At 50.7% G+C, this 22955-nt stretch carries 23 protein-coding genes; 11 read left to right on the top strand and 12 right to left on the bottom strand.

The window, feature by feature from the left end; translation table 11 throughout:
* Positions 1 to 17: 17 nt before the first annotated feature.
* The 3 genes from ABGI61_RS03615 to gpmM form a co-directional block, all read right to left on the bottom strand.
* Positions 18 to 791, bottom strand: a complete 774-nt coding sequence (locus ABGI61_RS03615) for a divergent polysaccharide deacetylase family protein (protein ID WP_347597013.1) — start codon at positions 789 to 791, stop codon at positions 18 to 20.
* 95 nt (positions 792 to 886) lie between these two features.
* Positions 887 to 2026: a murein hydrolase activator EnvC family protein gene (locus ABGI61_RS03610; protein ID WP_347597010.1), complete on the bottom strand. Its 1140-nt coding sequence runs from the start codon at positions 2024 to 2026 to the stop codon at positions 887 to 889.
* Positions 2027 to 3571, bottom strand: coding sequence for a 2,3-bisphosphoglycerate-independent phosphoglycerate mutase (gene gpmM, locus ABGI61_RS03605; protein ID WP_347597007.1), 1545 nt, complete (start codon positions 3569 to 3571; stop codon positions 2027 to 2029). It abuts the gene before it with no gap.
* Positions 3572 to 3730: 159 nt separating this feature from the next.
* Between gpmM and ABGI61_RS03600 the strand changes: the two genes are divergently transcribed.
* Genes ABGI61_RS03600 through gpsA form a run of 4 tightly spaced genes read left to right on the top strand, consistent with a single transcriptional unit; the run spans position 3731 to position 5942 of the window.
* A complete protein-coding gene (locus ABGI61_RS03600; protein ID WP_347597004.1) occupies positions 3731 to 4165 on the top strand; it encodes a rhodanese-like domain-containing protein in 435 nt (144 codons plus the stop codon).
* Positions 4165 to 4425, top strand: a complete 261-nt coding sequence (gene grxC, locus ABGI61_RS03595) for a glutaredoxin 3 (protein WP_440590623.1) — start codon at positions 4165 to 4167, stop codon at positions 4423 to 4425. Before ABGI61_RS03600 ends, grxC begins: the two co-directional genes overlap by 1 nt.
* 17 nt (positions 4426 to 4442) lie before the next feature.
* Positions 4443 to 4931: a protein-export chaperone SecB gene (gene secB / locus ABGI61_RS03590; protein WP_347597001.1), complete on the top strand. Its 489-nt coding sequence runs from the start codon at positions 4443 to 4445 to the stop codon at positions 4929 to 4931.
* A 3-nt stretch (positions 4932 to 4934) separates the two neighbouring features.
* Positions 4935 to 5942 (top strand): NAD(P)H-dependent glycerol-3-phosphate dehydrogenase, encoded by a 1008-nt coding sequence (gene gpsA, locus ABGI61_RS03585; RefSeq protein WP_347596999.1) that lies wholly within the window; start codon positions 4935 to 4937, stop codon positions 5940 to 5942.
* On the opposite strand, the gene ABGI61_RS03580 is transcribed toward gpsA, so the two are convergent.
* The 5 genes from ABGI61_RS03580 to ABGI61_RS03560 form a co-directional block, all read right to left on the bottom strand.
* Positions 5935 to 7773: a putative bifunctional diguanylate cyclase/phosphodiesterase gene (locus ABGI61_RS03580; RefSeq protein ID WP_347596996.1), complete on the bottom strand. Its 1839-nt coding sequence runs from the start codon at positions 7771 to 7773 to the stop codon at positions 5935 to 5937. The two genes, gpsA and ABGI61_RS03580, sit on opposite strands and share 8 nt — an antisense overlap.
* A gap of 79 nt (positions 7774 to 7852) precedes the next feature.
* A complete protein-coding gene (gene trmL, locus ABGI61_RS03575; RefSeq protein ID WP_347596993.1) occupies positions 7853 to 8320 on the bottom strand; it encodes a tRNA (uridine(34)/cytosine(34)/5-carboxymethylaminomethyluridine(34)-2'-O)-methyltransferase TrmL in 468 nt (155 codons plus the stop codon).
* Between the two features lie 38 nt (positions 8321 to 8358).
* Complete coding sequence (locus ABGI61_RS03570; RefSeq protein ID WP_347596990.1) at positions 8359 to 9375, bottom strand: alpha/beta fold hydrolase; 1017 nt, start codon at positions 9373 to 9375, stop codon at positions 8359 to 8361.
* A gap of 30 nt (positions 9376 to 9405) precedes the next feature.
* Positions 9406 to 10770, bottom strand: a complete 1365-nt coding sequence (locus ABGI61_RS03565) for an ATP-binding protein (RefSeq protein WP_347596988.1) — start codon at positions 10768 to 10770, stop codon at positions 9406 to 9408.
* On the bottom strand, positions 10770 to 11462 hold the full coding sequence (locus tag ABGI61_RS03560; RefSeq protein WP_347596985.1) for a response regulator: 693 nt from the start codon (positions 11460 to 11462) through the stop codon (positions 10770 to 10772). The genes ABGI61_RS03565 and ABGI61_RS03560 overlap by 1 nt, the downstream gene beginning before the upstream one ends.
* 140 nt (positions 11463 to 11602) lie before the next feature.
* On the opposite strand from ABGI61_RS03560, the gene ABGI61_RS03555 reads away from it, so the two are divergent.
* Positions 11603 to 12115, top strand: coding sequence for a Spy/CpxP family protein refolding chaperone (locus ABGI61_RS03555; RefSeq protein WP_347596982.1), 513 nt, complete (start codon positions 11603 to 11605; stop codon positions 12113 to 12115).
* 45 nt (positions 12116 to 12160) lie between these two features.
* Here the strand turns inward: ABGI61_RS03555 and glnG are convergent, their stop codons facing one another.
* From glnG to glnA, 4 genes are all read right to left on the bottom strand, one after another.
* The gene (gene glnG / locus ABGI61_RS03550) at positions 12161 to 13570 is read right to left on the bottom strand and encodes a nitrogen regulation protein NR(I) (protein WP_347596979.1); all 1410 of its coding nucleotides are present in this window, start codon (positions 13568 to 13570) and stop codon (positions 12161 to 12163) included.
* A gap of 4 nt (positions 13571 to 13574) precedes the next feature.
* A complete protein-coding gene (gene glnL, locus ABGI61_RS03545) occupies positions 13575 to 14645 on the bottom strand; it encodes a nitrogen regulation protein NR(II) (RefSeq protein ID WP_347596976.1) in 1071 nt (356 codons plus the stop codon).
* 78 nt (positions 14646 to 14723) lie between these two features.
* On the bottom strand, positions 14724 to 15242 hold the full coding sequence (locus ABGI61_RS03540) for a DUF4124 domain-containing protein (RefSeq protein WP_347596973.1): 519 nt from the start codon (positions 15240 to 15242) through the stop codon (positions 14724 to 14726).
* A gap of 133 nt (positions 15243 to 15375) precedes the next feature.
* The gene (gene glnA, locus ABGI61_RS03535; RefSeq protein WP_008217822.1) at positions 15376 to 16785 is read right to left on the bottom strand and encodes a glutamate--ammonia ligase; all 1410 of its coding nucleotides are present in this window, start codon (positions 16783 to 16785) and stop codon (positions 15376 to 15378) included.
* Between the two features lie 348 nt (positions 16786 to 17133).
* Between glnA and typA the strand changes: the two genes are divergently transcribed.
* From typA to ABGI61_RS03505, 6 genes are all read left to right on the top strand, one after another.
* Positions 17134 to 18969, top strand: coding sequence for a translational GTPase TypA (typA, locus tag ABGI61_RS03530; protein ID WP_347596969.1), 1836 nt, complete (start codon positions 17134 to 17136; stop codon positions 18967 to 18969).
* Between the two features lie 127 nt (positions 18970 to 19096).
* Positions 19097 to 19987 carry a virulence factor BrkB family protein gene (locus tag ABGI61_RS03525; protein WP_347596966.1) on the top strand — a complete coding sequence of 297 codons (891 nt, stop codon included), beginning with the start codon at positions 19097 to 19099 and terminating at the stop codon, positions 19985 to 19987.
* Between the two features lies 1 nt (position 19988).
* Positions 19989 to 20426, top strand: a complete 438-nt coding sequence (gene dtd, locus ABGI61_RS03520) for a D-aminoacyl-tRNA deacylase (RefSeq protein ID WP_347596963.1) — start codon at positions 19989 to 19991, stop codon at positions 20424 to 20426.
* Between the two features lie 17 nt (positions 20427 to 20443).
* Positions 20444 to 21367 carry a bifunctional GNAT family N-acetyltransferase/hotdog fold thioesterase gene (locus tag ABGI61_RS03515; protein WP_347596960.1) on the top strand — a complete coding sequence of 308 codons (924 nt, stop codon included), beginning with the start codon at positions 20444 to 20446 and terminating at the stop codon, positions 21365 to 21367.
* Positions 21368 to 21402: 35 nt separating this feature from the next.
* A complete protein-coding gene (locus ABGI61_RS03510) occupies positions 21403 to 22209 on the top strand; it encodes an NAD-dependent epimerase/dehydratase family protein (RefSeq protein ID WP_347596957.1) in 807 nt (268 codons plus the stop codon).
* Between the two features lie 109 nt (positions 22210 to 22318).
* A complete protein-coding gene (locus ABGI61_RS03505; protein WP_347596954.1) occupies positions 22319 to 22939 on the top strand; it encodes a restriction endonuclease in 621 nt (206 codons plus the stop codon).
* The last annotated feature ends 16 nt before the right edge of the window (positions 22940 to 22955 follow it).

The raw sequence follows: 22955 nt of genomic DNA, 5'->3' as shown, positions 1-22955 counted from the left end.
CATAACGGGCCTGACGTTTATTGCGGGGCAGAGACTGCCGGTGCCGTAAAGCCGGCCGCCACAACGTCATGATGCTGGGGCAGTAACTGTGAAATACTCACCAGCTTAATACCCTGTTGTTGCAGCTTTGGCAGATGCTTGCGTAAAAACTTATGGGTTTGTGGGTACGGGTGCGCAATGGCAATGGCGCTTTGCCGCTTGCGGGCAATATTAATTAAGATTTCCAGTTGCTTCAGCATCGCAGCTTCGTTTTGTTCATTGTCTAAAAACACCTGCCGGCTTAAGTTGGTGACGCTGAATTGTTTGGCATATTTACTGGCCTGGCTACGTGACGTCGTCAGGCTGTCAACGAAGAACAAATGTCGCTTGCTTAAATACTCCATGGTCCAGGCCATGGCATCGGCTTGTTCGGTATAATAGCTACCCATGTGGTTGTTAATGCCAATAGCATAGGGTATATCAGCCAATGCTGCTTGCAGGGTTTGTTGCACCTGATGTTTATCCATCTCTACCGTTAAGGCGCCAGGCCCCAGTGCCATGCCGTTGGATGCTTGCATTGGCATATGCAGCATCACGTCTTTGTTGTGCTGAAAGGCATAACGTGCAGCGCGCTGGCCATAAGGCGTATGTGGCAACACAGCAAAGGTTAGCGGGTAGGGCAGATCAATCAAAGATAAGTCGGTTTTTTGATAGCCAATATCGTCTATGATGATAGCAACACGTGGTGCATCGGCAGCATAGGCACCGACCAAAGTGAAGATCCCAAAGATGAAAAACAGTAGTGGTCGCACGTCGTTATTATTCTCGTTCTTGTGTCGTTCGCCCGCTTATATGCGGTTCATATCGGCGAAAGTATAAACTGAATTTTGCCACTTTCGCTATGCTTTTAACGCCGGCTTTTTTCCAACCACTGTAGCGGGTTAACTGCTTCGCCCTTGTCACGAATTTCAAAGTACAGGCCTGCCGTAGCCTGGCCGCCACTCATGCCGGTTAAGGCAATGGTTTCTCCGGCACTGATGCGCGAACCGGGTTGTTTTAGCAAGCTTTGGTTATGGCCATACAGGCTCATGTAGCCTGCACCATGATCCAGCACGATCACCCAGCCATAGCCCTTTAGCCAGTCGGCATAAATAACCTGGCCATCGGCGATAGCTTTTACCGCGTCGCCCTCCCGGCCCTGGATCAAGATGCCACGGGCTGGCATGCCGCCCTGACGGTTTTCGCCAAAGCGCTGCAGTAAGGTGCCGCTCAGCGGCCAGGTGAGTTGTCCTTTTTGTCGGGTTAAACCGGCTAATTCCCGCGCTTGCTGCGCTACACGGCGCAGCTCTTCCAGTTTTGTCTGCAGGCTGTTCTCGTTCTGGCGCAGATAGTCCAGCTGGCGGCCTTGTTGCTTTAAGGTGTTGCTGAGTTTATCGACCGCTTGTTGTTGCTGTGTTTTTGCCAGCGCCAATTGCTGTTGCTGCTGTTCAAGCCTGGTGAGTTGCTGAGCCAGTTGTTGTTGTTTGTCCGTTAGCTCGGTCAGAACCTGTTGTAACTGGCTGATGGTGCTATTGATTTCGGCAAGCTGTTTTAAACGGGCGCGGTTAAAGTACTGGTAATAACTCAGTACCCGCTCCAGTTTGGCGGCGTCCTGTTGATTGAGCAGCATGCGGCTGTAATCATGCTGCCCAAGGCTGTAGGCGCTTTTGAGTTGCTCTGCCAGTAGTTGCTGCTGCTGCTGTAACTGTTGTTCGAGCGTGCTTTGCTGCGCCAGCAGCTTCTGCTCTTGCTGGCGCAGTTGGCTAATTTGCTGCTCTGTATCGCGTTTTGCATTGGCTGCTGTGGCCAGTGCGCGATCAGATTGCTGCAAAGCCGCTTCTGCTTGCTCCAGTTGCTTTTGCTGCTGCTTTACTTCGCGCTCCGTCAGCTGGATTTGCTGCTGTAGTTGCGCCAGCTCCTGCTCCTGCTGTGTCTGGCTATGCGCAGGTTGCGCAAAGCACAGCAGGACAGCGCTAAACAGCAGGCAAGGCTTGCAAGTCAGCGTCATCTAGCGCGGTTGCATCAAAATTTTACCGGTCATCTCTGCCGGTATCGGCAGCCCCATCAGGCTTAGCATAGTAGGGGCTATGTCGCTTAAAATACCACCTGGGGTAACAGTAGCTGGCCGGCCAACATAAATAAGCGGCACCGGACCACTGGTATGGGCGGTATGCGCCTGACCGGAGTCAGTGTCGAGCATCATTTCGGCATTACCATGATCGGCAGTGATTAAACACTCACCTCCCACTTCCTGCAGCGCCTTCACCACCCGACCAATACAGCTGTCAACGGCTTCCACGGCTTTAATTGCTGCCGACATCACGCCGGTGTGGCCTACCATGTCTCCGTTAGGGTAATTACAGATAATGACATCAAAGTCACCACTGTGAATGGCGGCTACCAGCTTGTCGGTTAGCTCTGCTGAGCTCATTTCTGGCTGCAAATCGTAGGTAGCCACTTTAGGCGAGTCGATCAAAATGCGCTGCTCGCCATCAAACAGCTGCTCACGGCCACCACTAAAAAAGAACGTCACATGGGCGTACTTTTCGGTTTCAGAAATTCTCAGCTGAGTTTTACCTTGCTTTGCCAGCCATTCTCCCAGCACATTATCCAGGCTTTCTGGCGGGTAAGCACAAGGCGCGTCAATATCGGCAGCGTATTCGGTCAACATGACAAACCGGCTCAGTTTAGGCCAGTATTTGCGCTTAAAGCCGGCGAAATCAGCATCGATAAAGGCACGGCTGAACTGCCGGGCGCGATCCGCGCGGAAGTTCATAAAAATCAGCGCGTCACCATCCTGCATCTGCACAGGGCTGCCGTTTTTGGTCAAAATGGCGGTGGCTTTTACAAACTCGTCATTTTCGTCACGCTGATAGGCCATCTCCAGCGCTTGCAGCGCATCAGTGGCCTGATAAACGCCCTGGCCCAGGGTGAGTAAATCATAGGCTTGTTCTACCCGGTCCCAACGCTTGTCTCGGTCCATAGCATAATAGCGACCTACTACTGAGGCAATTTGGCCGCTGCCGGTGCGCGCAAAATGCTGCTGAATTTTTTCCAGTGAGGCTTTGGCGCTGCGCGGCGGTGTATCGCGGCCATCCAAAAACGCATGCAGGTAAATGGGCCCGGCGCCCTGGCGCTCGGCCAGTTCAATCATCGCCAGAATATGGTCTTCGTGGCTGTGCACGCCACCTGGCGATAACAGACCCATAATATGCACTGCTTTTTGCTGCTGTTGTGCACTGTTTACTGCATCGACCAGCACAGGATTGGTAAAAAAGTCACCGTCGCTAATCGCTTTGGTAATACGGGTAAAGTCCTGATACACCACCCGGCCAGAACCTAAATTAACATGGCCAACCTCAGAGTTTCCCATTTGGCCATCGGGTAAGCCCACATCCAGGCCAGAGCCCGAAATTAACGTATGCGGATAATCACGCCATAGCGCATCCATCACCGGTGTTTGCGCCTGGGCAATAGCATTATTGTCAGTCTCTTCGCGGTAGCCCCAGCCATCAAGAATTAATAACACCAAAGGTTTTTTGCCACTTGTCATGCTAGCTCCGGCTTTGTCAGCGAAAAAAGAGAGGTTATCTTACCGAAATCTGGATAATTCTCCAGCCCCATGCATGGGCTTATCGCGTTTCAGGGCTGCTTTTAATCAGCAAACTCAGTATACTCAGCGCTGGTTTTTTTAAGCGTAAGCAGAGTAAATATGCAGCAGTATATTGAGTTTTTTTCAAACCATCCGATTCTAAGCGCAGTTTGGGTTGTGCTGTTTGTGATGTTAATGGTCAGCATAATTAAATCGCGTTTCTCCGCGGTTAAGCAACTAAGCCCAACCGAGCTAACCCTGCAAGTTAATCGTGACGATGCTGTGGTCGTCGATATCCGCGCCGAGGCCGATTTTGCCAAGGGCCACATTACCGGTGCCCGTCAGCTAGCGCTGAGTGATATTGAAAAACAGCAGCTGGCCGGGCTTGAAAAACACAAAGCGCAACCCATTATTGTGGTATGTCAGGCCGGAATGACGGCACAAAAAGCAGCTGCCAGCCTTATTAAGCAAGGTTTTAGCAAGGTGTCAGTACTGCAAGGTGGCATGAGTGGCTGGACTGGCGCCAGTTTACCGGTGGTTAAAAGTAAGAGGTAATGATGTCGCAAGTGACTATTTACACCAAAGCCTATTGTCCTTATTGTGTTCGCGCTAAGTCAGTACTGGACAATAAAGGCGTAAGCTATACCGAACTGCGTATCGATGAGCAGCCAGAACTGCGTCCCCAGATGATTGAACGTGCCAATGGGCGCAGCACAGTGCCACAGATTTTTATCGGTGAGCGCCATATTGGCGGTTGCGATGATATGTTAGCGCTTGATGCCAGCGGGCAACTCGATCCTTTATTACATAAATAACTACAGTAGGAATTATCATGGCCGAACAACAAGCAAACGGCGTTGCAACTGAGCAGCAAGGTTTACAATTTGCAATCCAGCGTATTTTTGTTAAAGACATTTCTTTCGAAGCACCTAACGCGCCGGCTATCTTTCGCAAAGAGTGGAAACCGGAAGTCAAGCTAGACCTGGATACCCGTAGCGAAAAGCTGGAAGACAACGTTTACCAGGTGGTGCTGTCATTAACCGTTACCACTACAGTAGAAGGCGAAACGGCGTTTTTATGTGAAGTGCAGCAGGCCGGTATTTTCTCTATTGGTCAGTTAGAAGACGCGCAAATGGCACATATGCTGGCATCATTCTGCCCTAATGTGTTGTTCCCTTATGCCCGTGAAGCCGTGTCTAACCTAGTTAACCGTGGCACCTTCCCGCAACTGAATCTGGCACCGGTGAATTTTGATGCACTGTTTGCCCAGTATGTGCAAAAACGCCAGGCTGAAGCCCAGGCGGTAAAGGCTGACGCCTAAGCAATGCAGCCTTCAGCGATTGCTGTGCTCGGAGCGGGGTCTTATGGCACCGCTCTGGCAATTTGTCTGGCCCGTAACGGTAATACCATCAGCCTATGGGGTCGCAACAGCGACGACATGGCACAGATGGCCGCGCAGCGTATTAATCAAAAATACCTGCCGGATATTGCCTTACCAGAAAGTTTGCAGCTGACCGCCGATTTAGCCGCTGCTGTATCCAGTAGCCGCGATATTCTGGTTGTGGTGCCAAGCCATGCCTTTGCCGATACGTTACGGCAGATAAAACCACTGTTACGAGCTGATGCGCGAGTTGCCTGGGCAACCAAAGGCTTGGAGCCAGAAACCGGTCGCTTACTGCAGGATGTGGCACGCGAAATTTTAGGTGAACAGGTGTCACTGGCGGTGCTGTCGGGGCCGACCTTTGCCAAAGAGATGGCGATGGGCTTGCCAACGGCGATTTCTCTGTCATCAACTGATGCTGACTTTATCCGTCAGTTGTCCGATTTATTGCACTGCGCTAAGAGTTTTCGCGTCTACACCAACCCGGACTTTATCGGTGTGCAACTCGGTGGTGCGGTGAAAAACGTTATCGCTATCGGCGCCGGGATGGCCGATGGTATTGGCTTTGGTGCCAATGCCCGTACGGCGCTAATTACCCGCGGTTTAACTGAGATGTGCCGCTTAGGCTGTGCGTTAGGGGCAAAGAAAGACACCTTTATGGGCATGGCCGGTCTTGGCGATTTAGTGCTGACCTGTACCGACAACCAGTCGCGCAACCGACGCTTTGGCTTATTACTCGGGCAGGGCAAGCCTGTCGCCGAAGCCATGCAGAGCATTGGTCAGGTGGTTGAAGGGTATCGCAACGCTAAAGAGGTGTTTAATTTGGCGCAGCGGGTGGGCGTGGAAATGCCTATCACAGAGCAAATCTACCAAGTGCTGTATCAGAGCAAAGATGTCAAACTGGCCGCATTGGATTTACTCGGCCGTGAGAAGCGCGACGAAGTCAGCTAACCTGTTTTCGCACCAATTTACTCTCTTTTGCCAGCAGCAGCGGGATCTCAGCTGCTGGCAAAGCTTTACTAAATAAGTGGCCAAGTAAAATATCGCAACCCATTACATGCAGCAAATAGGCTTGCATTTCGTTTTCAATACCACTGGCAATCACATCTAACTGTAAGTAAGACGCCAGCCTGATTATATTTGCAGTGATATTACGCTGCTGCTCATTATGCTCCATATCTTTAATGTACGATGCGGCAATTTTCAACCCGTGCAGCGGAAATTGTTTCAGCACCGACAGCGATGATACGCCAGTACCAAAGTTATCCAGTGTCAAATGCAGGCCCATCTGGGCCAGTTGCTGCAAGTTAGTGTTAACGACACTGTCGGCTTCTAACAGTAATGGTTCTTCAATTTCAAATTCAAATTGTTCTGCTGTTAAACCACAGTGCTGCAACTGCGCAGCAATTTGACTGACAAATTGCGCTTGTTTAAGACTCAGGCCGGAGATATTCAGACACATACGGCCCCGGCTAATGTCTGTTTGTTGCCAGCGTAACTGCTGTTCACAGCATTTTTGAAATACCAGCAGATCCAGTTGCACAATAAAGCCGGTTTCATCGGCCAGGGTTAGAAAGTGTTGTGGTAATAGCACGCCACGCCTTGGGTTATGCCAACGCAGCAGTGCCTCATAGCCCACAATACGGTTGCTGCCGATACTGTAACGCGGCTGATAGTACAGCTCAAACTCATCGCGCTGTAGCGCTTTGTGCAGCTCAACCTCTAATGTCAGATATTCCGGAGCGCGCTGCTGTATAGCCCGGCTGGCAAAAGCAAGCTGGCTATCACCGGTTTTACTGGCTAGCTGCAGAGCCGCATTTGCTGCGACCAGCAACTCAGAAGCATACTGACCATCATTAGGATAGATGCTAATGCCTACCAGCGTTTGTAGCGCCAGTCCCGGATTAAACCCCGCCGACTCACTCAAGCTAAGCAGCTTATGTCCCAACCGGTTCAGCGTAATTTCGATATGCGCACCGCATAGCTGGTGGGGTACAACAACAGCAAGAGTATCGCTATTGTAACGGGCGATCATACACTCAGGGCCAGCTAGTTGCGCCAGTGACTTCGCCAATATTGGCATCGCTTGCGGCAGGGTAATGTTAGGGTTCACAGGTCGCTCACCGAGCAGTTGACTAAATTTAACCAGCATTAGCGCGAAGTTAGGCTGGCGTTTACCGGATAACTGAATGCAGCTGTGCAGGTATTCGTTCAGCAACAAGGGGCTTAATAAGCCGGTTTGCGGATCGCGTAGTGTATCTTGCTCCAGCTGTTGTTGCTGCTGTTTCAAATCGTCAATATTACGCGCCAATAACAGGTATTGCGCTGGTGTGTTGTTTAGGCGGGTAATCGCCACAGATAACGCCAGCCGCTTGCCGGCAGTTAGCTCAAGCCAGGCTTCGCCAAGCCAATTATCGCCGGGTTGCAAGTGTGACAGTAGTAAACTGTTGCCCTCAGGCTCAAGATAAATCGGTAACTTATTGTCGTCGGTAACGCCTGCAGCAGTGAGTGAGACATTTTTATATTGCGGCATTAACTTGGCATCCAACACCGCAATGTAATCATCGCAGCGCTGTAAAAACTGGTTAAGTTGTTGCTGCTTAAGGTCGAGTTGTTGATAGCGTGCGTTAAGCTTCAGGTTGTATAGGGTTAGCACGGCGATGACCAGCAGGCTTATTAGCAGTGCAGCTAATGGTAAGTTCGAGACAATAGCTTCAACGGCCGCAGCGGCAGCAAAACAGGGCAGTAGCCCAGCCAGGGGCAACCAGCGAAAGCTTGGCATGGTGTCGACATCCTTGTAATCGAGCAAAGCGCCATTAACTATAGCTGCAGCTGGGGTAATTAGGCAAATTGTGCGTGGCTTAACTGCGGGCGCCGGCAAATCCTAACTGACGCCAGGATTCATAGACAAACACGGCCACAGCATTAGATAAATTCATCGAGCGGCTGTGTGGTGTCATAGGAATGCGCAGCCAATGCGCCTGCGGCAGTTGTTGCAGTACTTCTGGTGGCAAACCGCGGCTCTCCGGGCCAAAAATTAACGTATCACCACTCTGGTAGTTGACTTCGCTATGGCCGGTACTTCCCTTGGTGGTGCAGGCAAACATCCGCGTTGGCGTGACCTCGCTAACAAAAGCAGCAAAATTGGCGTGGCGTTTAACCGGGGCAAACTCGTGGTAATCTAATCCGGCGCGCTTTACCCTTTTGTCATCCCAGGCAAACCCCAGCGGCTCAATTAAATGCAGCTGATAACCGGTGTTAGCACACAGGCGGATAATATTGCCGGTATTGGGCGGAATTTCCGGTTCAAATAACACAATGTTTAACATAACAAACTCCTGATTTCAGCGCCGCTCAGTTTACCAGATCAGCGGTTGGCTGACAGTGAGGCAAGAAAAACGTTTATTGCCTGCAGTGCTTGCTCACGAATGCTGTCCTGCTCCATAAAAATTTCATGCCGTGCCGCGTGCAGGCAAACTTTTTGCCGCAGTAGTGACTTGGGTAGTTGCTGGTACCACAAATCTTGTGCGTAATTACTGACCACTTTGTCGGCACTGGCTTGAAGTAGCAGTACAGGTACTGACCACTGGCTTGCCGTTTGCTCAATGCTGCGCATAGCCGCTATGGCGGCACTGACCCAAGGGGTAGTTACGCCGCCCAGCCTGGCCTGTGGTTGTTCGCGAAAGAGCAGATTAAGCCAGCTGTAGCGCTCTGCACAGCTGGTTAGCGGATTATTGGCAAACACCTTTTCACGGTAGTTAGTCTGGCCAGGAAAATACCAGGGCGTATTACTAAACCGGCGGTTTAGTGTGCCAAAAGCCAATGCCAGGCTTTCAGCCAATCGGGCCGGTACCAGGCCGGTATAAATACCAAACATCGGCGAGGCAAAAATAGCTGCAGCAAACGGATGCGTATAGCGCTGCATATAGCCGGCTAAAATGGCGCAGCCCATCGAATGCCCTAGTGCCAGATAGTGCTGATGGCCGGATGGCAACACGATCTGGTGGATAAATAGATCGAGATCCTGCTGGTACAAGCTGAAGTCTACAACATAACCTTTGTCTGGGTTGGCCAATTCCCGTCCCGACAGCCCCTGGCCACGGTGGTCGAGCAAATAGACACTGTAACCCGCTTGCACCAACTCATAGCATAACTCGGCATACTTGACCGCCATTTCCATACGGCCACTACTAATGACAATAGCGTGATGCGCGCCTGGCGTGCGGTGGGCATAGTAATGCAGTGGTAAATCACCGTAGCCGGTTAATACACCGCATTGCAGGCTTTGCCAGAACGGCTTTAGCCGCGCTGGCCAATCCTGTAGCAGGTTGGCAGCCTGGCCTAAAACGGAAATTAGCGGAAATTCAGAGATGTCAGTCGTCAATATCAGGATCCGGCCAAAGGTTAAACCGCGCTAGTGTAACGGTAAGCGCAGCCTGATACAAAGCCCGCCGCTGCTTTGATTCGATGCACTGACACTGCCATCATGCTGGCGCACAATTTGCGCTACTATCGCCAGCCCCAGGCCTGTGCCGCCGCTATCATGCTCGCGATTGCTGGACAAGCGATAAAACGGCTGAAAAATAGCGCTTAACTGGCACTCGTCAATGCCTGGCCCCTGATCGCAGATGTCTAGCTGGCAGCAATCTGCCTGCAACTGTAACTGGCAGCTGATGTTGCTGTTGGCCGGGCTATATTTTATAGCGTTACGTAAAATATTTTCGATTGCCCGCGCCAGCAGGTGGCTATCGGCATTGATGATAAGCTCAGCCGGAGCACTCAGCTGCAGTTGTTGTTGTTTGGCGTCTGCCTCTACCTGGTTAACCGCAATGATTTCAGCGAGCAGCGAAGGCAGATCAACTGGCGCTTTATGCAGTTGGTATTGTCCGGCATCCAGTCTGCTGTATGTCAGCAGCTCATCGAGCATGGCATCCAGCCGGTCCAGCTCTTGTTTTAACCTTGGCATTTGTGCCAGATTCTGCTGACGCTCGGTTAAGCCCAGAGCCAGCTGGGCGCGCGCCAGCGGTGAACGCAGTTCGTGCGAAATATCGCGCAATAAACGCTGTTGATTCGTCAGCAACGCACTGATGCGCTCGGCCATGGTATTAAAACTGTGGCCTAGCTGTCCCAATTCATCTTGTCGTTTTACCAGATGCTGTACCCGGCTATCGAGCTTGCCATCGGCGAACGCTAAGTTACGCTGCAGTAACTCGCGTAGCGGCCGCGAGATCGATACGGCCAGAATAAAACTGGCGATCGCGGAAATGACTAACGTAAACAGCAGCAGCACATGCTGAGGCATGGCATTTAAACGCCACCAGGGCTGTGGCGGGCGTTGGCGTTTTTGATATAGCGCCAGTTGCTGGTTGCCTATTTGTAGTAAAAAGGGGCCGGCCAGTGAGGTGTTGTGATGTTTAAGCCAGCGCGGCCGCGTCAGCTGGGACAATTCTGTTAACCAGTTCTGGTCAAAATCGCGCGGTAATAAATCGGCTGTCAAGATGGTATGGCTTTGTGCATCGACCACCAGCCAGCGCTGAGGATTATCCTGTTGCAGGCGACTTAACAACTGTTGCGTCGTCTCAACGCCGGCAAAACGCTGCAATTGCTGCTGTAGCTGTTGCTGAATGCTCAAGGGCAGCCGACGGATCTCTGTTGGCTCGGTCAGTGCTCGCGACAGCGCCAAAGTGGCAAATACTGCGGTGAGTAACACCAGCCAGAACCAGATAAAAATGCGGCCGGCCAGGTAGCGAAACGGGTTTAATTTGCTTAGCACCGGCATTATTCGCCACCGACAAATAAATAGCCACTGCCGCGCAGGGTCTGGATTTTTTCATCGCTGGCAAAAGGGGCAATTTTTTTGCGGATATTACTGATATGCATATCCAGGCTGCGGTCATACATTTGCAAGCGTTTGCCCAGCACTTCGCGGCTCAGCTCGTCTTTGCTGACCAGCTCGCCAGCACGGCGCATTAGCATCTCCAACAGTTGAAACTCGGTTGCGGTAAGGCTTACCGGCTGGCCATTACAACTTAATTGGCGGTTATGCGGGTTTAGCACCAAACCGTTTTGCTTAAGAATGTTGAGGCTGCTGTCCTGCGGGGTGCGCGTTAATTCTACCCGGCGTATTATCGCCTTGATGCGCGCGACCAGCTCTCGCGGGTTAAAGGGTTTAGCCAGATAGTCGTCGGCACCCAGCTCCAGGCCGACAATTCGGTCTACGTCATCACCGCGTGCGGTCAGCATCAGCACCGGGCAGTAGTGACCTTCGCGCAGGGCTTTAAGCACGGCTAAACCGTCCATTACCGGTAGCATCACATCCAGCAGGATCAGATCATAAGCTGTTTGCTGCGCCAGTGTCAGGCCGGTTCTGCCATCATGGGCGGCGTCAAAGCTAAAGCCATCCAGTGCAAGATATTCCGCCACCAGCTCACACAGCCCGGTATCGTCATCAATCATTAAAATTGCCGGCATTATTCCTCCTTACTGCTGTGGTCAGTTTACGTAAAATCGGTGCTGGCGCGCAGCCCTTTACGTAATCTTTACCTGCTCTTTGCGTTACTTTGCATAGGCTGTTTTAAGCTAATGTTGTCTTAAACACCGGAGTAACGCTAATGAGAGCAACACAACTGATTTTTGCCTTAAGTATGTTTACCGCTGCAGGCGTGGCTGTAGCCGGGGTTCCGGCAAAACAAGCAGATGCACAGCACCAGGCTGTCAGCCATCAGGCCAAAGATGCCAAGCATAACAGGCAGCACGGCTTTGGCCTAAAACGTGCGCTGGCACGGTTAGATTTAAGCGACAGTCAACAGCAGCAAATTAACCAGTTAATACAGCAACACCGCAACGAGCGCGCTAGCAAAGCTGAGGGTGGTAAAGCTGATAGTAAAGCAGAGTATCGCGCCAGCCATCAACAATTAAAAGCGTTGATGGCGGCCGATCAGTTCGATGAAGTCGCTGCACGGCAGTTGTTAGAGCAGCGCCAGCAGGCAAAACTAGAGCGAAAACTAGCGGGGATGAAACTGCGTCATGACATTATGCAGCTGTTAACCGAGGAGCAGCGCCAGCAACTGCAGCAGATGCAGTTACAGCGCCGGCATAACCAGCAAAGCCGCCAATCAAGCTAACTATCGATCAAACTAACTTAAAGCGGCCAGCACCGGGCTGGCCGCTTAATCTATATCCAGCTCTTTTAACTTGCGCGTTAGCGTATTACGCCCCCAGCCCAGGCGTCTGGCCGCTTCTTGCTTATGGCCATGAGTAAATTGTAACGCTTGCTGCAGTACAGTGCGCTCAAATTCCGGCGCGGCTTGTGCAAGGATATTTTCCTCGCCGGCATTTAACTTCTGGCTAATCCAACCTGCCAGCATATCTTGCCAGCTATGAGCCTGGCCATTCGCTGCTACAGCAACAGGTTTTGCCACCGTGCTTAGCTCAGGCGGTAAGTCGGCGACGACTATATGTTTGCCACTTGCCATAACAGTGAGCCAGCGGCAAGTGTTCTCTAACTGGCGTACATTGCCCGGCCAGTCTAACTGGCTTAAAAACTGCTCGGCCTCTTTGGTCAGGGTTTTCGCTTCCACGTTCAGCTCTTTTGCTGCCTGTTGCAAAAAGTGCTGGGCCAGTTTGGCAATATCCTGCCTACGCTCTTTAAGTTGTGGCAAATGAATGCGAATCACATTCAGACGATGAAACAAGTCCTCGCGAAACTTACCTTCGCTAACCAACTGCTCTAAATCCTGGTGAGTCGCCGCGATAATACGCACATCGACACTCACAGCCTGATGGCCGCCAACACGATAAAACTGGCCATCAGCCAGCACCCGTAGCAGCCGGGTTTGCACATCCAGCGGCATGTCGCCAATTTCATCGAGAAACAGGGTGCCGCCATCGGCTTGCTCAAAGCGGCCTTTGCGCAGGTTATTGGCACCGGTAAAGGCACCTTTTTCATGGCCGAACAGCTCAGACTCAATTAAGTCTTTTGGAATAGCGGCCATATTCAGCGCAATAAAAGGCTGCTCGGCACGCGGACTATGTTTATGCAAGGCTCTGGCGACTAACTCTTTACCGGTACCTGATTGACCGTTGATCAACACGCTGATGCTGGAGCGGGCCAGCCGGCCGATAGCACGAAATACCTCCTGCATTGCCGGTGCTTCACCGATAATTTCCGGTGACAGCGTCGCTGCTGCGGCTTGCGGCTTGGGCTGACGTGCCCTGGCATGCTCCAGTGCGCGGCTAATCAGCGCTACCGCATCGTTAACGTCAAAAGGTTTTGGCAAATATTCAAAGGCGCCGCGTTTAAACGCATTCACCGCGCTGTCTAAATCTGAGTGGGCGGTCATAATGATTACCGGCAGCTCTGGCGACAGCTCTTGTAACCGGCTGAGCAGCGCCATACCATCGGTGCCGGGCATGCGGATATCAGACACCACGACGGCTGGGGTGTCGTACTCCAGCCGCTGCAGCATCAAATCGGCAGAGGCATAGCTTTCACACAATATGTCCGCCCGGGCCAGGGCTTTTTCCAGCACCCAGCGGATAGAATTATCGTCATCAATTATCCAAACAGTATGACTCATCAGTTCAATCCTCAGTGTCGGCAATGGGCAGGTATAGGGTAAATTCGGTATGACCAGGCCAGCTGTCGCAGTCAATCCAGCCGCCATGCTGGTGGATCAGTGTTTGTGCTATAGACAGGCCCAAGCCGGTGCCACCAGCTTTACCACTGACCATAGGGTAAAACAGCGTATCTTTAATGTCGCTCGGAATGCCGGGGCCATTGTCCGTCACCCTAATCATTGCCACCAGCTTGTAACGTTTACCATGCAAGGTATGTTGATGTAATACCCGGCTTTGCAGGCAAATGGCTGGCTGCTCGGTTTGACTCAGTGCCTGCTGGGCATTACGTACGATATTGAGTAACGCCTGCTGTAACAGCTCAGGGTCAAAAGCAAAATCGGGAATGCTGGGATCATAATCGCGGCTAAAGCTGACTTGTGCCGGGTTATCCATCAACGCTAGCTGACGCACTTGCTCTATCATCTGGTGTAGGTTGCTACTTACCCGTTGTGCCGGCCGATAAGGGCCAAGCAGACGATCGACTAAGTTACGTAAACGGTCAGCCTGCGCGATAATCAATTGAGTATATTCGGTGAGCTCTGGTGGCAATGAGTCTTCCAGTAACTGTGCAGCACCGCGCAGGCCGCCTAGCGGATTTTTAATTTCATGCGCCAGGCCGCGGATCAGTTCACGGGCGGCCAGATGTTGATGTTGTTGCAGGCTTTCCAGACTGATTTTTCGCTGCTGTTCAACCTGGCGGATTTCCAGCAGCAAATGATCTGCCGGTTGCTCGCTTAACGTGACGGCAATGTCCAGCAATAAATGACGGCCATCAGCCAGTACCGCCTGCACATCGCTGACGCTGAAACCTTGTCTGCTGTTAAACGCTGCATGAAAGTGGGCAGGGCTGATATCGATATGCTGAAATAATGCCGGGTAATACTGGTCTGACAGACGTTTTTCACCCAACCCCAGCACCGCACAGCAGGCAGTATTAAAATAGCGGATCTGTAAACCTGCATCGAGCAGCATAACAGCAGTTGTTAGCTGTTCGGTGATTTGTGTGTGTAGTTGTGCTGTTGTATCTCGTGTCACTGCGCCACCTTTTGCACCAAATTGGTGCGGTTGGCTGACAGTGTAATTCAGTTTCGCCTGAATTGCCTAGCCTATGCACTAATTTGGTGAAATTACCGATGCTCTATGCAAATAGAAGGTTGTTATAGGACTGACTGCAATTATCTTGCCGTTTTGATCGAATAATTCCATTTGCAGTGTGTGCTCACCACGTTCAATATCACGCAGAATAAACACGGCATTGTTTTGCGGTTCGGTTTTCGCATTACCATCAATTAACAACCTGACACGTAATCCGCGTTCAAACATCGGACTGATTTTACCGGAGACATACACAGAACCGGTATTATCGCGCACTGTACCTTGATGTTCAGGTTGTACAATCTCTACTGTGAACGATTCTGTAGCGGCTTTTTTGGTAGTGGGTAGGGTAGGGTCTGTTGCAGCCATGATATTAGCTCGGCTGGAAAGGGTTAGCTCTTCAGCATCTGCTTGTGGGCTGTCAGAGAATACCAGCACACCATTAGCGTCACGGCTGACGAACACCTTTTTACTTTCCTGAGCACTAACGGCTGTTGTTGCAAACAACAATACTAAAATAAACAATATGTTATTCATACGGTAATCCATCGAAGCGTTATTATTATTGTTGTTATCCCATTACGTTACTCTAGCTTGCTTCAGGGCTTTTTTCTACAAAAATAAAGCTCACCGTAGTGAGCTTTATTCAGTTTATTAAGCTAAAACCGGATTAGACGCTGTAGTACAGCTCAAACTCTAACGGGTGAACAGCTACTGCCACACGACGCGCTTCGGCACGCTTCATGTCAATGTAAGCATCAATCATAGCGTCTGACATTACGCCACCTTTGGTGAAAAGGCCGCGGTTTTTATCCAGCTCATTTAACGCTTCTTCTAGTGAAGAGGCAACCTGTGGAATATTTGCCGCTTCTTCTGCCGGTAAGTCGTATAAGTCTTTATCCATGGCATCGCCTGGGTGGATTTTGTTCTGAATACCATCCAAGCCAGCCATCAGCTGTGCAGTAAATGCCAGGTACGGGTTAGCCGCCGGATCCGGAAAGCGACACTCGATACGGCGTGCTTTGGCGCTTGGTACCAACGGAATTCGAATTGACGCTGAACGGTTACGGGCAGAGTAGGCTAACATAACCGGTGCCTCATAATGTGGCACTAAACGCTTGTACGAGTTAGTAGAAGGGTTAGTGAAAGCATTTAATGCTTTAGCATGCTTAATAATACCGCCGATGTAGTACAGTGCTAATTCAGATAAACCAGCATATTTATCGCCGGCAAACAGGTTAACGCCGTCTTTAGCCAGTGACTGGTGGCAGTGCATGCCTGAGCCGTTATCGCCAACCAGTGGTTTTGGCATAAAGGTAACGGTTTTGCCATACAGGTGTGCAACGTTATGAATAACGTACTTTAACTGCTGAATTTCATCTGCTTTTTTAGTCAGGGTGTTAAAGCGGGTAGCAATTTCGTTCTGGCCCGCAGTGGCCACTTCGTGGTGGTGGGCTTCAACGGTCTGGCCCATTTCTTCCAGCACCATACACATGGCACTACGGATATCGTGGCCTGAGTCTACCGGCGGTAACGGAAAGTAACCGCCTTTTACGCCCGGACGGTGGCCTTTGTTACCATCTTCGTAGGCAGTACCTGAGTTCCAGGCTGCTTCAGTAGAGTTAATTTTGAAGAATGAACCTGACATGTTGGTTTCAAAGCGGATATCGTCAAACATGAAGAACTCTGGCTCTGGACCAAACAATACGGTGTCTGCAATGCCAGTCGATTTTAAGTATTCTTCAGCACGCTTAGCGATTGAACGCGGGTCACGATCGTAGCCCTGCATGGTACTTGGTTCGATAACATCACAGGTGATGTTTAGCGTAGTTTCTTCAAAAAACGGATCCAGCACTGCAGTACTTGGGTCTGGCAACAGGATCATGTCTGAGTCGTTAATGCCTTTCCAGCCGGCGATTGATGAGCCGTCAAACATTTTACCGTCTTCAAAAAAGTCTTCAGTGATTTGGTTCACCGGCACGGTAACATGCTGCTCTTTACCTTTAGTATCGGTAAAACGTAAATCAACAAACTTTACTTCATTTTCTTTAATTAAATTCAGTACAGATGATGCAGACATGCATTCCTCCAAATTGACCTGTTTTGAACTGTTTTTGCGGTGTTGCGCCATTAAATGCCAATTACATGCCACTTTATTAACGTATTGATTTTAAATGGAATGCGTTGCTTTGTGTTTGCGCAATGACATAGTGTTGCACCAAAATAGAGCTTTGTCGCCTTGTTATGGTGCAATTGTGGCCGTGCTAAGTGTAGCGGCTGCCTGACATGTTGTGAAAAAAAATCAGCGAAACCGCCAATGCGGTTTTTCTTTCCACTGAAAAACAGAGTAGAATATGCGCCCTTTCGTTTCAGTTCGTATTTGCCTGGTGGTCATTATGGTCATCTAGTGCCACAGAGGATAAGTTACATGAGCGTTACCGCGACAAATTTAGAAAAGCTGCGCAACATTGCCATTATTGCGCACGTTGACCATGGTAAAACCACTTTGGTTGACAAACTGCTGCAGCAGTCTGGCACCTTCGATGCCCGTGCCAAAATGCAAGAGCGCGTGATGGACTCTAACGCGCAGGAATCTGAGCGCGGTATTACGATCCTGGCAAAAAACACCTCAGTACGCTGGAACGGTTATCACATTAATATTCTGGATACGCCCGGCCACGCGGATTTCGGTGGTGAGGTAGAGCGGGTTCTGTCGATGGCAGACTCAGTATTGCTGCTGGTTGACGCAGTAGACGGCCCTATGCCACAAACCCGCTTCGTGACGCAAAAAGCGTTCGCGCATGGTTTAAAGCCAATAGTGGTAGTAAACAAGATTGACCGCCCTGGCGCACGGCCGGATTGGGTTATCGATCAGGTATTTGACCTGTTCGATAACTTAGGCGCCACCGATGAGCAGCTGGACTTTCCAATTGTTTACGCTTCAGCGTTAAACGGCTGGGCCACCCTGGATTACAACGAGCCGAAAACCGACATTAATGATTTGTTCCAGGCGATTGTTGATCACGTAGCGCCACCAGCAGTAGAACTGGACGGCGAAACACAGCTGCAGGTTTCGCAGCTGGACTACTCTAGCTACTTAGGTATTATCGGTATCGGCCGTATTAAACGCGGCAGTTTAAAGCCAAACCAGCAAGTCACTATTGTCAGTGCTGATGGCAGCAAACGAAATGGTAAAGTGGGCCAGGTATTTGGCTACTTAGGTTTAGAGCGGGTAGAAACGACTGAAGCCACCGCCGGTGATATCGTTGCTTTTACCGGCTTAGGTGAGCTGAAAATTTCTGACACCATTTGTGCGACCAGTAAAGTGGAAGCCTTGCCGGCGCTGCAGGTAGATGAACCAACAGTGACGATGACGTTCCAGGTAAACACCTCACCTTTTGCTGGTAAAGAAGGTAAGTTTGTTACCTCACGGCAAATTTTAGAGCGTTTACAGCACGAACTGAAACACAACGTTGCGCTGCGGGTAGAAGAAACTGATGATGGCGACAAGTTTAAAGTGTCAGGCCGTGGCGAGTTACACCTGGGTGTATTAATTGAAAATATGCGCCGTGAAGGTTTTGAACTGGCGGTATCGCGGCCTGAAGTTATTATGAAGACCGTTGATGGTGTGAAAATGGAGCCGATGGAGAACGTGACCATCGACTGTGAAGAGCAGCATCAGGGGTCTATTATGGAGCGCATGGGCGAACGTAAGGCCGAAATGACCAATATGCAGCCTGACGGTAAAGGCCGTATCCGTATGGACTTCACCATGCCAAGCCGTGGCTTAATTGGTTTCCGTACGGAGTTTATGACTATTACTTCAGGTACCGGTCTGATGTATCACAGCTTCGACCACTACGGCGAGCATAAAGGCGGTTCTATCGGCCAGCGTACTAATGGCGTGATGATTTCAAACGCTATGGGTAAAGCGGCCGGTTACGCCATTTTCTCGTTGCAGGAACGTGGCCGCATGTTTATCAGCCACGCCGAAGAGGTATACGAAGGCCAGGTGATCGGTATCCATAGCCGTAGCAATGACTTAACGGTTAACTGTTTAAAAGGCAAACAGTTAACTAACGTTCGTGCATCTGGTACTGACGAAGCCATTAACCTGGTGCCGCCAATCCGCTACACGCTGGAGCAGGCGCTTGAGTTTATCGACGATGACGAGCTGGTAGAAGTGACACCAAAATCTATCCGTATCCGTAAGCGTCATTTAACTGAAAGTGACCGTAAGCGCGCCAGCCGTAGCGCGGATTAACACAGTACGATAAGCATCAAGGCCAGCCTTAGCGCTGGCCTTTTTTATGCCATAAGCATTTGACCTTTGCTGGTTGCTAACGTTATTTTCTTGTATTCTCTGCATTTAACCTTGTCAGGGAGGCAATATGCAGCGCGATTGGCAGTCTTATCTCGATACCGCTCTGAGGTTTGGCCGGCTGTATGCTCAGCGCTGTCAGCAGGATCAGATTGGTATGATTGGCGGCTACCTGGCCTATATCTCTTTATTGTCGCTGGTCCCGCTGGTAGCGGTGATGTTCTCGATGCTTAAAGCCTTTCCGATGTTCAGTGAATTTCGCCAGGACATTGAAGCTTTTGTTTACGCTAATGTTATCCCGTCGCGCGGTGAAGAAATTCAGGCTTATGTCAGCCAGTTCATTGGTAACACCGGTGGCATGACGGCAATTGGGGTGTTGGCGCTGGTCGGCGTGGCCTTGTTGCTCATTCATAATATTGACAAGACACTGAATAAAATCTGGCGGGTACAGCGCAGACCCCGGCCAATTATCTCGTTTTCAATTTATTGGATGATCCTGACGCTGGGGCCGATATTGTTCGGTTCTTCTATTGCTGTTACCTCTTACCTTGTTAGCCTGACACGTTTTGCTGACGATTACACCCCGGGCTTTTCTACTGTTTTATTGGGGCTGGTGCCTTATCTGATGTCGTTAGTGGCATTTTTCATTCTGTATTTGCTGGTGCCCAATATCAAAGTGCGGGCCCGCCATGCGTTTTGGGGTGCGCTGTTGGCGACGTTGTTGTTTGAATTGTCCAAACGCGGTTTTGCACTTTATGTCACCCATTTTCCGGCTTACGATACGCTGTATGGCGCGCTGGCACTGGTGCCGATTTTATTTGTTTGGGTGTATTTATGCTGGTTGGTGGTGTTGTTGGGGGCAGAGCTGACTGCCTTATTGCAACAACTGGCTTCCGATACGCCGTCTGCTGCGCCGGACGATCCGGATCAGCTGGAGCAAAATTCAGAGGTAAGTCGTTAACATGAAAGCATTAATTCAGCGGGTTAGCTCGGCAGCAGTGCGTGTTGACACTGAGACCGTTGGTGAAATAAGCCGGGGTTTACTGGTACTGTTGGGCGTTGAAGCTGAGGATAGCGAAGCGGACATAGCAAAACTAGCGCACAAGGTACTGCACTATCGCGTATTTGCTGATGCCAACGGCAAAATGAATTTAAATGTACAACAAGCGGGTGGCAGTGTGTTGGTGGTGTCGCAGTTTACGCTGGCTGCGGATACGCAATCGGGCCTCAGGCCAAGCTTTACGCCGGCGGCAACGCCGGAAAAAGCCCGCATTTTTTACCAGGCTTTTATCGACTATTGTCAGGCGCACGGGCTTAGTGTCGCTACCGGCCGTTTCGGTGCCGATATGCAAGTCAGCCTGGTCAACGACGGCCCGGTAACCTTTTTGCTGCAGAGCTGATTTTGCAAGGAGATAGGATGCGACACTGGCAATTACGCTCGCCGCAAAGCGCGGATGAGTGGCGGCAGTATTATCAGTTGCGTTATCAGGTGCTGCGCGCACCCTGGCAGCAACCACCGGGCTCTGAGCGCGATGCACTGGAGCAGGATGCCTACCATTTAATGCTGGTAACTGAACAAGGTGAGGTAGCCGCGGTTGGACGTTTGCACCGCTGTGATGAGCACAGTGCTCAGGTGAGGTATATGGCGGTTGCCGAGGCTTATCGTGGCACTGGCGCCGGTAAGCGCCTGTTAGAAGCGCTAGAGCGTGAAGCCGCGCAGTGGGGCTGCAGTAGGGTTCAGCTTAATGCGCGTGATAGCGCCGTCGGCTTTTATCAGCGGCAGGGGTATGCTATCGGGCAGCAAGCGCCGGCCTTGTTTGGCATCGCGCATCTGCACATGCATAAGCGGCTACGCTTAGCTGGCAGTATGCTGCAATTTGCCAGTTGGTGTGATGCCTTAAGTCAGACATGGCAGCAAACTATTCCGCTTAGCCAGTATATGCAGCTTACAATAAGCCACTTTGACGGCAATGAACTGTGCTGTACAGCACCACTGGCACCAAATATTAATCTGCATCAGACTATGTTTGCCGGCAGTATTTATACGCTGGCAACGTTAACCGGTTGGGGAATGTTGTATCTGCAATTGCAGGCCGCTGGCTTATCGGGCCATCAGGTATTAGCCGATGCGAATATCCGTTATGTCAAACCGATTAATGCTGCACCTGAAGCGCGCTGCGTTCTACAACACTGCCATGGCGATTTAAGTGTGTTAGCTCAAGGCAAAAAAGCGGTGCAGCACATTCGGGTTGGTATTTATTGCGATAACAGCCTGGCTGCCGAATTTAACGGTCGGTATGCGGTGTTACCGGTGTCAGGCAACAATACAACGCTGGCGTGATAAAGTAGCCAGATTAATCGAGAAGCGGTGTTGATATGAAGGTCGTTATCGTTGGCTGCGGCTGGCTGGGAAGTCTGTTGGCCAAGGTATTAGTGGCAGCCGGCCACAGTGTCACGGTAACACAGCGCAGTGAAGGGGCGACAGCCTTAGCTGGCCTCGCGGTTGGTTTCCAACAGCTGGATTTAGCTCAGCCAATCATTGACCCTACTGCGCTGGAGACGCTGTTTGCCAATGCGGTAGTAGTCTGTGCCATTACGCCCGGGCGACAACAGCAGGATGACCGTTATTACTATTCATTGACACAGCTGGCCGATTTGCTACAACGAGCCGGTAGTCGCGGTGTTATTCATTTTAGCTCAAGCGGTATTTATCAGGGACTAGCCGGCGATGTCACCGAGCAAAGCGATCTGGTACTGACTGAGCCCAGGGTGGCACGGTTATATAGTGGCGAGCAGGCACTGCAGCAATTTCAGCCTTGTATGACGTTACGCTTGGCCGGGCTAATGGGGCCGGGGCGTCATCCGGCACGTTTTAGCGACGGAAAAGCCCTTACCGATCCGGATGCTGCCGTGAATATGGTGCACAGTGCTGATATTTGCCGTGCGGTGATACAGCTGTTGAGTTATCCAACCTTACCTGTCGGAACCTATAATCTCGTTTGCCCACAACGGGTAAGCCGTGTTGAGTTTTATCAGCAAGCAGCCAGGCATGCCGGTACTACGGTGAGTTTCGCCGGCACAGCCGACAAACAGCGCCGCGTCATAGCGCAGGCATTTATTGACTGCTTTGATTTTCAATATCAATTTGCTTGCGCCTCTGCTGCTTTATTGCACTGCGGCTGATGCTTTTGTCACCAAATAAGCTTTTGTAAAGCATTTATCAGCGTCTTATCAGGATTATTTCTGCCTGCCGCCACATACTTGCTGCTCAACAGATGGAGTTGAGGGCATTATGAAAAACAAATGGCTGGTGATTTCCTCGGTCAGCACCGCACTTGGCGTTGTCGCAGGGGCACTATATCTGTTCTTCGCTGAGCATTCTTTATTACTGAGTAACAACACCTGGGTGATGTCGGCATTTTGGTCTGCCTTTATGCTTTGGAGTTTTGTGTTGATGTTCGTCGTCGCGCTGCTATTTAACGTATTGGCATTTTTTGAACTTGATGAGCAGTACCGGATGTTTGGTTTATCGCTCAGGTTGAAGCCTTTTCTGTCAGGTAGCGATAAACAACAGCAATTTTTACAGGATGCTGAACGTTTTTTATTGCATCAGGGCAAATTATCTCACTCTGAGCGGGTAGGTGCTGAATATCAATGTCTGCACTTGCAGGGGCAGCAGGAAAAACTGGTGTTTATGCAGCAAACGAATCAGGTGGTTGATATTAACCAGATCCGGGCGTTGTTTCAGCAAATGCTGGCCGCCGATTTTAACAGCGGTATTGTGGTCAGTTACGCTGGCTTTAGTAGTCAGGCCTGGATTTTTGCCCACGAGGCCAATATTGAGCTTTTAGATGCAAAGAGTTTAAAAAAGCAGCAAAAAAAGCACCGGGAACAACAATTTGCGTTAGTTTGATGCTGATATCATCTTT

The organism is Rheinheimera fenheensis, assembly GCF_039871805.1.
GTDB lineage: Bacteria > Pseudomonadota > Gammaproteobacteria > Enterobacterales > Alteromonadaceae > Alishewanella > Alishewanella fenheensis.
Note: the sequence above shows the minus strand (reverse complement) of the source record. Positions and strands in the feature narration are given on the sequence as shown.